At 75.1% G+C, this 10,567-nt stretch carries 7 protein-coding genes and 1 pseudogene; 6 read left to right on the top strand and 2 right to left on the bottom strand.

The window, feature by feature from the left end:
* Positions 1-186: 186 nt before the first annotated feature.
* The 4 genes from ACFCX4_RS29980 (at position 187) to ACFCX4_RS29965 (ending at position 5,618) form a co-directional block, all read left to right on the top strand.
* Positions 187-993: an SAM-dependent methyltransferase gene (locus ACFCX4_RS29980; protein ID WP_376149159.1), complete on the top strand. Its 807-nt coding sequence runs from the start codon at positions 187-189 to the stop codon at positions 991-993.
* Positions 990-3,107: a putative bifunctional diguanylate cyclase/phosphodiesterase gene (locus ACFCX4_RS29975; protein ID WP_376149156.1), complete on the top strand. Its 2,118-nt coding sequence runs from the start codon at positions 990-992 to the stop codon at positions 3,105-3,107. Before ACFCX4_RS29980 ends, ACFCX4_RS29975 begins: the two co-directional genes overlap by 4 nt.
* 436 nt (positions 3,108-3,543) lie before the next feature.
* Positions 3,544-4,809 (top strand): glycosyltransferase, encoded by a 1,266-nt coding sequence (locus tag ACFCX4_RS29970; protein ID WP_376149153.1) that lies wholly within the window; start codon positions 3,544-3,546, stop codon positions 4,807-4,809.
* Positions 4,806-5,618 carry a polysaccharide deacetylase family protein gene (locus ACFCX4_RS29965; protein WP_376149150.1) on the top strand — a complete coding sequence of 271 codons (813 nt, stop codon included), beginning with the start codon at positions 4,806-4,808 and terminating at the stop codon, positions 5,616-5,618. Before ACFCX4_RS29970 ends, ACFCX4_RS29965 begins: the two co-directional genes overlap by 4 nt.
* A gap of 52 nt (positions 5,619-5,670) precedes the next feature.
* On the opposite strand, the gene ribA is transcribed toward ACFCX4_RS29965, so the two are convergent.
* Together ribA and ACFCX4_RS29955 are read right to left on the bottom strand one after the other, a co-directional pair.
* Positions 5,671-6,342, bottom strand: a complete 672-nt coding sequence (gene ribA, locus ACFCX4_RS29960; RefSeq protein ID WP_376149147.1) for a GTP cyclohydrolase II — start codon at positions 6,340-6,342, stop codon at positions 5,671-5,673.
* 181 nt (positions 6,343-6,523) lie between these two features.
* Complete coding sequence (locus ACFCX4_RS29955; RefSeq protein ID WP_376149144.1) at positions 6,524-8,185, bottom strand: trypsin-like serine protease; 1,662 nt, start codon at positions 8,183-8,185, stop codon at positions 6,524-6,526.
* Between the two features lie 789 nt (positions 8,186-8,974).
* Here ACFCX4_RS29955 and gdhA point away from each other — a divergent pair.
* Both gdhA and ACFCX4_RS29945 read left to right on the top strand, forming a co-directional pair.
* Positions 8,975-10,354, top strand: a complete 1,380-nt coding sequence (gdhA, locus tag ACFCX4_RS29950; protein ID WP_376149141.1) for an NADP-specific glutamate dehydrogenase — start codon at positions 8,975-8,977, stop codon at positions 10,352-10,354.
* Positions 10,355-10,396: 42 nt separating this feature from the next.
* Positions 10,397-10,567, top strand: a pseudogene (locus tag ACFCX4_RS29945) (extracellular solute-binding protein); the annotation flags it as partial.

Below are 10,567 nucleotides of genomic sequence, written 5' to 3'. Positions count from 1 at the left end.
GCACCCCCGCGGTGCGGCCCGGCGCCCGTCCGTCGTGGGCGCACGGAGACCGCCGGCGGGAGCGTGTCACTCCGCTTGCATGCGTTCGGCGTGCAGAGGAGGATCTTTTGTGCTTGTAGTCTCAGCAGTCCCAGCCGTCACACCGGACGGCTGTTTCACCGGAACCGGAATGAAGGAGTCCCGAGGATGCGGCGACCGAACTGGGTACCGGAGGGCACGGACCTGGACAAACCGAACGCCGCGCGGGTCTACGACTACTACCTCGGTGGCTCGCACAACTTCGAGGTCGACCGCGAGATGGCCCGCAAGGCGATCGCCCTGTGGCCCGAGCTCCCGCAGATCATGCGCTCCAACCGGGCCTTCCTGCGCCGCGCCGTCCAGTTCACCGCCGAACGCGGCATCAGCCGCTTCCTGGACATCGGCTCCGGCATCCCCACCTTCGGCGCCGTCCACGAGATCGCCCGCGCCATCCGCCCCGGGGCGCAGGTCGTCTACGTGGACCGCGACCCGGTCGCCGTCGCGCACAGCCGGCTGCTGCTGGAGGGCGACGAGGGCTGCTCCGTCGTCCAGGCCGACGTCCGGGACGTCGACGACCTGATGTCCCGTCCCGAGGTGACCGGGCTGCTCGCGGCCGGCGAGCCGGTGGCCGTCCTGCTGGTCGCCGTCATGCACTTCGTCCAGGACGCCGAGGAGCCCTGGAAGCTGATCGAGGTCATCCGCGACGCCCTCCCGCCGGGCAGCGCCCTCGTCCTCTCGCACGCCTCCCTGGAGGGCCGCCCCGACCAGGCCGAGGACCACCAGCGGCTCTACCGGATGACGCCCACCCCGCTGACCATGCGCACCCACGAGCAGATCACCGCGATGTTCGACGGCTTCGAGCTCGCCGAGCCCGGTGTCGTGTACCTCCCGCAGTGGCGGCCGGACCAGCCCGAGACCGTCGGCGAGCACCCCGAGCGGATGACCGGGGTGGCGGGCGTGGGGTTCCGCCCGTGACGGAGGCACCGGAACCGAGCAGCGGCGCCCAACGGTTCCACGAGGACTGGGCGCGGCTGCTCTCCGGTGACCACGGCACGGCGGTCCACCCCGGCCTGCTCGGCGAGCTGGTCGAGCGGACCGCCGCGCTGCTCGGGCGGGCCCGGACGGACGACCCGTTCGAGCCGCAGCCGGCCGCCGAGGCCGGCGCCGCACTCGTCGACGCCCAGTTCACCGACCCGGTCGTGCTGGCCCGGGCGCTCGAACTGCTCCAGCGCCAGCCCGCCGGCGACGGCCGGGGCCCCGCCCTGTGCGGCGCGTTCGCGGCCGGCTGGGCGGCCGCGCTGCGCGAGCGCACCCTGCGCGAGCAGGAGGCCATCCGCACCGCCGCGGACGTCGCCCGCAAGGAGGCCGAGCGGGCCCTGCGGGCCTCCGAGGCGCGGTTCCGCGCCCTCTTCGAGAGCGCCGCGATCGGCATCGGCATCGGCGACACCGACGGCAACATCATGGCCGTCAACAAGGCCCTCCAGGAGCTCTTCGGCGCCGGCCCGGACGACATGATCGGCCGTCGGGTCGGCGACCTCGTCCACCCCGAGGACGCCGACGGCGTCTGGGAGGCCTACGAGGAGCTGATCAGCGGCAAGCGCGAGTACTTCCAGTTCGACAAGCCGTACTACCGCCAGGACGGCGAGGTCGTCTGGACCCACCTGACGGTCTCGCTGATCCGCGACGACGACGGCCGCCCGGTGTACCAGGTCGCCATGCTGGAGGACGTCACCGACCGCTACCGGCTCCAGGAGCGGCTGCGCCACCAGGCCACCCACGACCCGCTGACCGGGCTGCCCAACCGGGCGGCCTTCTTCGAACGGCTGGAGAAGCTCTTCGAGGACCCGGACCCGGGTGCCCGGTTCGGCCTCTGCTACGTCGACCTCGACGGCTTCAAGGTGGTCAACGACAGCCTCGGCCACGACACCGGCGACCAGCTGCTGTCCGCCGTCGCCGCCCGGCTGAAGGCGGCGCTCAGCCCGCTCGGCCACCTGGTCGCCCGGCTCGGCGGCGACGAGTTCGTCGTCCTGCTGGAGAACAGCCGCGGCGAGCAGGAGGCCGTGGCCGCCGCCAAGACCGTGCTCAAGGCGCTCGCCGGACCGGTGCTGATCGGCGATCACAAGCTGGCCGTCGGCGCCAGCGTCGGCGTCCTGGAGCGCCGGGTCTCCACCACCACCCCCGGCGCCGCCGTGCGCGCCGCCGACCTGACGCTCTACCGGGCCAAGGAGGCCGGCCGGGGCCGCTGGACGCTCTTCGACCCCAAGGAGAACGCCCGCGCCGTCTCCCGCTACGCCGTCTCGGTGCGGATGCCGGCCGCCCTCGACCGCGGCGAGTTCTTCATCGACTACCAGCCCCTCTACGCGCTGTCCGACGGCAGGCTCGCCGCCGTCGAGGCCCTGGTGCGCTGGCGCCACCCGCAGCTCGGCGTGCTCGGCCCCGACGAGTTCGTCACCACCGCCGAGGAGACAGGGCTGATCATGCCGCTCGGCCGCTGGGTGCTGGAGCAGGCCTGCGGCCAGGCCGCCGACTGGATCAAGCGCTTCGGCGACGCCGCGCCCCAGCTCAACGTCAACCTGGCGGTCCGCCAGGCCCGCAGCGCGGCCCTGGTCGGCGACCTCGGCCGGATCCTCGACGGCACCGGCCTCGACCCGGCCCGGCTCCAGCTGGAGATCACCGAGTCCACCGTGGTCGGCCCGGAGGACGAGGCGCTGCGCACCCTGCACGGCCTGGTCGATCTCGGCGTCTCGCTCGCCGTGGACGACTTCGGCACCGGCTGGTCGAACCTCGCCTACCTGCGCGACCTGCCGGTCTCCGGGCTGAAGATCGCCGGCTCCTTCGTCGGCGACCTGCACGACCCGGCCAAGGACGAGGAGACCGGCTGGCGGATCGTCAGCGGTCTGGTGTCGATGGCGCACGCCCTGGGGCTCACCGTCACCGCGGAGGGCGTGGAGACCGGCAAGGACGCCGAACGGCTGCGGGGCATCGGCTGCGACTGGGCGCAGGGCTGGCACTTCGGGCGTCCGGTGCGCCCGGCCGAGATCGCCCGCCGGATCGCCGAGGAGCCGCAGGGGCGCCCGGTCGGGGGCTGAGCGCGGCCGGGCCGAATGCGGCGGGGGCCGGGCACGGTCGGGCGCGGGACGACCGCCGCCGGTGGCGGACCGAAGGCGGCCGATGGCCCACGGTGAAACCATGTGAAATCGGGCGAAATCCCCTTGACGTGCCGGACCGTGCGTGCGCACGATGAGGACCTGGCGGTCCTCGCGCCCCGGCGCGGGACACCGAGCCAGTTCGACAGACCGGCGCCCCCAGGGGCGTTCGAGAGCCGGCGGTGCGCACCCCTTTTCGGCCGCGCGGCTCCACGGTTCGCACAGCCCCCGTGCCGTCACGAGGGCTTCCCTCCGGGGCCCGCGCCCTGCGCCCGTCGCGCACCGGGCCCGCCCCGTCACAGCCGGGCCACGCCGGCCCCGCCCCCACGGGCACGCCGGCCGTCCGCCCACTGCCGCTCCGGCGAGAGGTCGGCTCCCGATGGGCACCACCCCGCTCCACGACGCCCTGCCGTCCACCGGCCGCGCCGCCACCCGGCTCCCCGGCCGCGCCCCCGTCCGGGTCGTCGACCTGGACCTGGACGACCCCGCGGTGCTGCGCGCCCCCGGCGGTCCGTCGGCCGACGCGCGGGACGGTTGCCGGGGCGCCCCGGTCCTCGCACTGGTGCGGCTGCACGGGCACCCGCTCGGCCTGGTGACGGTCAACGCCCCGGACGGCGGCACCGCGGAGCTGCGCCGGGAACTGCTCGCCGCCGCCCACCGGGAACTCCGCGTTCCCGCCCTGTCCACCGCGACACCCGCGGCGCGGCCCGGTCGGGTCGGCCGCGCCCGGGTGCCTGCGGGCCCGGTCACGATCAGCGTGGTCGTCACCACCCACGACCGGGCGGACCCGCTCCGCCCGTGCCTCGACTCCCTGCTGCGGAACGGCCATCCGCGGTACGAGGTGATCGTCGTGGACGGCACTCCTGCCGGCGGCCCCGCCCGGCGGCCGGACCGTGACCGGAAGCACGGCCGGGTCCGCCGCCCGGGCGCGCCGGCGGACCCGGCCCACGCCCACCGGCTGGGCCTCGCCGCCGCCCGCGGCGGGATCGTCGCCTTCACCGACGCCGGCACCCTCGCCGACCCGGGCTGGCTCGCCGCCCTCGCCGCCGCCTTCGCCGCGGACGGGCGGATCGGCGCCGTCACCGGTCTCGTCCTGCCCGCCGGCCCCGGGGCCCTCGCGGCCACGGCGCGTGCCGGGAGCCCCGGTCCGGACTTCGCCGCCCGCACCCGGACGCTCGCCGACCCGCCGTTCCCGTTCGCCGCCGCCGGGGTCGGCGCCGGCGTTCGCGGCGGCGTCAACCTGGCCTTCCGCACCCGTCTGCTGCGCGACCTCGGCGGCTTCGCCCACGGCGGCGACGACCTGCTCGCCGTCCTCCGGGTGCTGGCCGCCGGTCACGCCCTCGCCCACGCGCCCGACGCGCTGGTCTGGGACCTCCGCGGCCCGGCGCCCGCGCACGCGCTCGGCCGGGGCACCCACCTCGCCGCCGCTCTCGCCCGGGAGCCCGTCCTGTTGAGCGCGCTGTTCCCCGCCCTGTTGAGCCGCCTCCCCGGCGGCCTCCGGTACGCGGCCCGCCGTGTCCGCACCACGCCGGACCCGGACGCGGCGGACCGCCTCGGGCGGGTCCCGCTGCGGCGGACGGGCGACCCGGGCGCGGCCGGTCCGGGCCCGGCCGCCGGGGAACTGCACGCCGAGGGCCGGTCGTGACCGGTTCCGCCGTTCCCGCCGGCTCCGCCGCTGCCGTGCCCGTGCTGCGCTACCACTCGGTCTGCGACGACCCGCCGGACTGGATCGCCCCGTACACCGTCACGCCGCGCCTCTTCGCCCGCCAGCTCGACCGGCTCGCCGCGGCCGGGCGGGAGGTCGTCCCGCTGCGCCGGCTGCTCGCCGCCCAGCGCGGCGGCCCGCCGCCGGCCGGACCCTGCGCCGTGCTCACCTTCGACGACGGGTTCGCCGACTTCTTCGAGACGGTGGTCCCGGTGCTCGCCGAACGCGAGCTGCCCGCGACCCTGTTCGTCACCACCGGCGCCGTCACCGTTCCCGGGCGCGCCCCGGCGGGCGGGCCGCTGCCGCCCGCCGCCATGCTCGACTGGCGCCGGATCGCCGCACTGGAGGGCTACGGCGTCGAGGTCGGTGCCCACTCGCACACCCACCCGCGGCTGGACGGGCTGCCGGCCCGTCGGCTCGCCGCCGAGGTCGAGGGCAGCAAACGGCGGCTGGAGGAGGTCCTCGACCGTCCGGTGACCTCCTTCGCCTACCCGTACGGCCGCTGCGGCCCGCAGGTGCGGCGCCGGGTCCGGGAGGCCGGCTTCACCGCCGGCTGCGCCGCGCGTGACGCGTTCAGCTCCCCGGCGGACGACCCCTACCGGCTCGCGCGGCTCACCGTCACCGCCACCACCGGGCCCGAGCGCTTCGAGGCCTGGGCCCACGGCCGCGGCGCCCCGGTGGCGCCGTTCGACGGCGTGCGGGGTGCCGGCCGGCGGGTGCGTGCGCTTCTCGGCGGTTCGGCCGGCTGAGCGGCCGGGGCCTGTCCGGTGTGTCGCCGGGCCGCCGTCGCGGCGGCCCGGGTCAGCCGACCAGCCGGGACAGCTCGATCGAGTGCCCCGTCCGCTCCACCTTGGCCCGCAGGTAGCGGACGTTGCTCCCGGACAGGTGCACGCCGGTCGGCACCCGTCGTTCGACGGTGACGCCGAGGGCGCTCAGCTGGGCGGCCTTGTCCGGGTTGTTGCTCAGCAGCTCGATCCCGCCGACGCCGAGCGCCCCGAGCATCTGGGCGGCGGCGGTGTAGTCGCGGGCGTCCTCCGGCAGCCCGAGCGCCGTGTTGGCGTCGTAGGTGTCCAGTCCGGAGTCCTGGAGGGCGTACGCGTCGAGCTTGTTGTAGAGCCCGATGCCGCGCCCCTCCTGCCGCAGGTACAGCAGGTAGCCGCCGGCCCCGGCGATCCGCTCGACGGACTCGCGCAGCTGAGGCCCGCAGTCGCAGCGTTCGGAGCCGAGCACGTCCCCGGTCAGGCACTCCGAGTGCAGCCGGACCAGCGGCGTCCCGCCCTCGGGCACCGTGCCGAGCGCCAGCGCCAGGTGCTCCGCGCCGTCCGCCAGTCCGTGGAAGGTGAAGACCTCCGCCTCCGCCCGGTACCCGTCCGGGAAGCCCAGCGGGATCCGCACCCGTGCCCGCAGGCTCGCGGCCCCGGCCGCCTCCCGGGGAGCGTGCGGTTGCTGGGGCGGCAGGGGGAACTGCTGCATGGCGGGCCTCCGTGACAGATGGTTCTCGTGGTGCTCGGCTGTCGACGGTACTAGGTAGTTCCAATTTGAACAACAGGCCGGCCTCCGCGGCGCCGGCCGGTGCCCGGGCCGGAGCGCGCCGGTGGGGGCGATCACGCGATCGCCCCCACCGGCACGGTCGTGGCCCGGCGCCGACGAGGGGTCAGAAGCTCGCGGTGACGGCGGTGCCGGTGTGGCTGCCGTTCAGGCCGGTCAGGTCGAGGTTCTGGGGGGCGGTCCAGCCGGCGTCGGCCAGGCGGGAGGCGAGCAGGACGCGGTTGTCGGTGGTCGTGAGGGCGAAGTGGGCCTCGCCGTCGGCCGGGGCGGCGCTCACGGAGGTGGCCGTGAGCTGTCCGAAGACACCGCCGAGCGACCGGAAGGACTGCCAGGTGCCGTCGGCGTGGCGGACGGTGTGGTGCTGGGCGCCGTCCTCGGTGACGACGGCGAGGTTCATGTCCGAGCCCTGGCGGGCCAGCGCGAGGGAGACCACCGGGCCGGTGGCGCCGGCGGCGTCGTCGACCGCGCCCCAGCCGCTCCACCCGGCGGTGGCGCCGGAGCGGATGGTGTGGTGGACGCGGCCGCCGGCGACGACGGCGACCTGGAGGTCGGGGCCGGAACCGGCGACGGCGACGGCGGTGACCCCGCTCAGGGGGCCGGCGGCGGAGAACACCGGGGCGAACGGGCTCCAGTTGCCGTCGGCGTGGCGGACGGAATGGTACGGCCGGCCGTCGGCCAGGACGACGACGTCCAGTTCGGCCCCGCGGGAGGCGGCGGCGACCTGCGTCACCGGGCCGGGGTCGCCGGTGACCGCGTAGACGTCGCCGAAGGTGCTCCAGCTGCCGTCGAGCCGGTGGACGGCGTGGTGCAGACGGCCGTCGCCGCCGAGCGCGAGCACGTGGGTGTCGCCGTCGATCGCCGCGGTGCTCACGGCCCGGACCCCGCCGACGTCGCCCGCCCCGGCCTGGACGTCCTCGAACGGGGTCCAGGTGCCGTCGTGGAGACGGGCGCCCCGGAACAGCCCGTTGCCGGCCCTGACCAGGGCCTGGGTCTTCCAGCCCGGCGCGGTCGACCGGACCTGCTGCACCCAGCCGGCGATGTCGTCGGCGCGGGTGCCGACGGCGCCGGTGCGGGTCCCGGTCTCGCCGAGGCAGCCGCCCTGCCAGGAGCGGGAGGCGACGGCCACCAGCTCGGCGCCGGCGGCGCTCTCGCGGATCACGGGGGCGCCGGTGTCGCCCTTGCAGATCGCCGCGCCGCCCGTGCCGGTGATGTCGGTGGCGGTGGCCCGCACCGCGCCGACGGTGAAGGCGCCGGAGTGCAGCCTGCTGGGCACCCACTCGGTCCCGGTCCGGCCGTAGCCGGGGACCCGGAGCGTCTCGGCGGTGGCGGGGGCCGTGGCGGCGATCCGCAGCGGGGCGATGCCGTCGATCGGCGTGGCCAGCTCGGCCATCACCAGGTCGCGCTCCGGACGGGCCACCAGCTTCTTGACGCCGCTGGTCGCGCCGGTGCCGGTCGCGGTCAGGTCGGTGCGGCCGACCGTCACGGTGGTGGCCCACTTCGGGGCACCGTCGACCGCGGCCGGCCCGGCCGGGTCGTCGGCGAAGCACGAGGCGGCGGTGATCACCCAGGAGCGGTCCACGAGGGCGCCGGTGCAGGCGCGGTTGGTGTCGCCGATCGCGATGCGCGCGGTGAAGGCGTACGAGCCGTCGGCGACGGGGGCGCCCGCGACGGCGCCGGCGGGTGGAGCCGCGAAGGCGGTGAGCGCACCGGCGGTGAGGGCCGATGCGAGAAACGCGGCTCGCAGCGTGCGGGAGGTCGTCGAAGGCATGGGGTCCTCCTCGGGTCGGGAGACGGACGAGCCGGTGCGGTCGGTGGGCCGGCCGACCGGTGGCGGTCGGGCCGGCCGCGCACCCGCCGCCGGCCGCCGTCGGATTCGGGTTCGCACGGTGTTTTCCGCCGGATCGGCGAATGCGTCGAAAGCTCCCGCATCGTTGCCGATGCCGGGATTCCCGTGGTTCCTGGGAGGCCGGCCCCCGGCCCTTTCCGTCGCCGGGCGGCGGTGGGTGGTCCGGGTGCGGATCATCGAAGCAGGCCGCCGGGTGGCCCGCCAGTGTCGTGATCAAGCCAGTGAGCAGCCCGGATGCGGTTCCGAGCACAGCTGGTCGCGGTGGTCGGCGGTCCATCGGCGGTCATGTCGGCATTTGTTGCCACCGGATCGTCACGCCGTGTGCAGACCTGTTTTGGCCGATATCTGTTTCCCGTCCGAACCGTCCCGTTCAACTCCTCCGCAATTCGACTCGGCGTGCCCGGCCGGAGTCCGGCCGCATTTCCCTCGGCGGGAACCACGGGCTCCGGCCGACGACCCGAATCCGGGTGGGGGAGGAGGGGGCGCCCGGAGCCCACGGAGTATGCGAACGGGTTGCGGGGCGGGGGCCAGGGGGGTAGGGGCGGACAAACAGGGGGTGGCAGTGAGAGACTGTGCCCGCGCGAGCGGTCCGGAGTTGCCGCACTGGTGTTTGTGCGCCGTGACGCCCTCAATGGCGAGGGGACCGCCGGTGCTCCCCCGGGAAGGGGTGAGCGCCCCGTCTGTCGCTTCAGACCATGGAAGGTCCTCAAGATGTCGGCTACCCCTGTGCCCGCTGCGTCCCACGACGCCGGGAACCCCGCCATTGAGTCGCTGTTCGCCGAGGTGCTCCGCCGCAACCCCGGCGAGCCCGAGTTCCACCAGGCCGTGCACGAGGTCGTGGAGACGCTCGGCCCGGTGCTGGCGCGGCGGCCCGAGCTGGTGGACGCCCGGATCGTCGAGCGGATCGTCGAGCCCGAGCGCCAGGTGATCTTCCGGGTGCCGTGGACCGACGACCAGGGCCGGATCCACGTCAACCGCGGTTTCCGGGTGGAGTTCAACAGCGCGCTCGGCCCCTACAAGGGCGGCCTGCGGTTCCACCCCTCGGTGAACCTCGGGATCGTGAAGTTCCTCGGGTTCGAGCAGATCTTCAAGAACGCGCTGACCGGCCTCGGCATCGGCGGCGGCAAGGGCGGCTCCGACTTCGACCCCAAGGGCCGTTCGGACGCCGAGATCATGCGCTTCTGTCAGTCCTTCATGACCGAGCTGCACCGCCACCTGGGCGAGCACACCGACGTGCCGGCCGGTGACATCGGCGTCGGCGGCCGGGAGATCGGCTACCTGTTCGGCCAGTACAAGCGGATCACCAACCGCTACGAGTCGGGCGTGCTGACCGGCAAGGGCATCGGCTGGGGCGGTTCGCAGGCCCGGACCGAGGCCACCGGCTACGGCTGCGTGCTGTTCACCCAGGAGATGCTGCGCGCCCGGGGCGAGGAGCTGGACGGCCTGCGGGTCTCCGTCTCCGGCTCGGGGAACGTCGCGCTCTACGCGATCGAGAAGGCCCAGCAGCTCGGCGCGACCGTGGTGACGGCCTCCGACTCGGCCGGCTTCGTGGTGGACGAGAAGGGCATCGACCTCGACCTCCTGAAGGAGATCAAGGAGGTCCGGCGCGGCCGGCTCACCGAGTACGCGGAGCTGCGCGGCAGCCACGTCCGCTACCAGGAGGGCACCGGCGTGTGGAGCGTGCCGGTCGACGTGGCGCTGCCGTGCGCGACCCAGAACGAGCTCGACGAGGCCGACGCGGCGGCGCTGGTCCGCAACGGGGTCCGGGCGGTCGCCGAGGGCGCCAACATGCCGGCCACGCCGGAGGCGGTCCGGGTGTTCCAGGAGGCCGGGGTGGCCTTCGGCCCCGGCAAGGCGGCCAACGCGGGCGGCGTCGCCACCAGCGCGCTGGAGATGCAGCAGAACGCCTCGCGCGACGTGTGGTCCTTCGAGCGGACCGAGGAGCGGCTGGCGGCGATCATGCGGAACATCCACACCGCCTGCCACACCACGGCGGAGAAGTACGGCAGCCCCGGTGACTACGTGCTGGGCGCCAACATCGCCGGCTTCGAGCTGGTGGCGGACGCGATGCTGGCGCAGGGCGTGATCTGACCGGCGGGATCCGGAGGTTCCGACGGCGCCGTCCCCGGCCGGGAGAACTACTCGCAGGGCTGGCAGGACATCGGCAAGGTCGGCGGCAAGCAGTACGGCGTCTACTACAAGGCCGCCAACAAGTCCCTGATCTGGTACAACGCGCAGGTCTTCGAGAACGCGGGCGCGACCGAGCCCAAGACCTGGGACGAGCTCCTCACCACCGCCCAGACG

This window comes from Kitasatospora sp. NPDC056327 (assembly GCF_042261735.1).
Lineage (GTDB): Bacteria > Actinomycetota > Actinomycetes > Streptomycetales > Streptomycetaceae > Kitasatospora.
Note: the sequence above shows the minus strand (reverse complement) of the source record. Positions and strands in the feature narration are given on the sequence as shown.

Bases quoted from the DNA above. Each gene is read 5' to 3' on its own strand.
- ACFCX4_RS29980 (WP_376149159.1), top strand. From the start codon at position 187: ATGCGGCGACCGAACTGGGTACCGGAGGGCACGGACCTGGACAAACCG.
- ACFCX4_RS29970 (WP_376149153.1), top strand. From the start codon at position 3,544: ATGGGCACCACCCCGCTCCACGACGCCCTGCCGTCCACCGGCCGCGCC.
- ribA (WP_376149147.1), bottom strand. From the start codon at position 6,342: ATGCAGCAGTTCCCCCTGCCGCCCCAGCAACCGCACGCTCCCCGGGAG.
- ACFCX4_RS29955 (WP_376149144.1), bottom strand. From the start codon at position 8,185: ATGCCTTCGACGACCTCCCGCACGCTGCGAGCCGCGTTTCTCGCATCG.
- gdhA (WP_376149141.1), top strand. From the start codon at position 8,975: ATGTCGGCTACCCCTGTGCCCGCTGCGTCCCACGACGCCGGGAACCCC.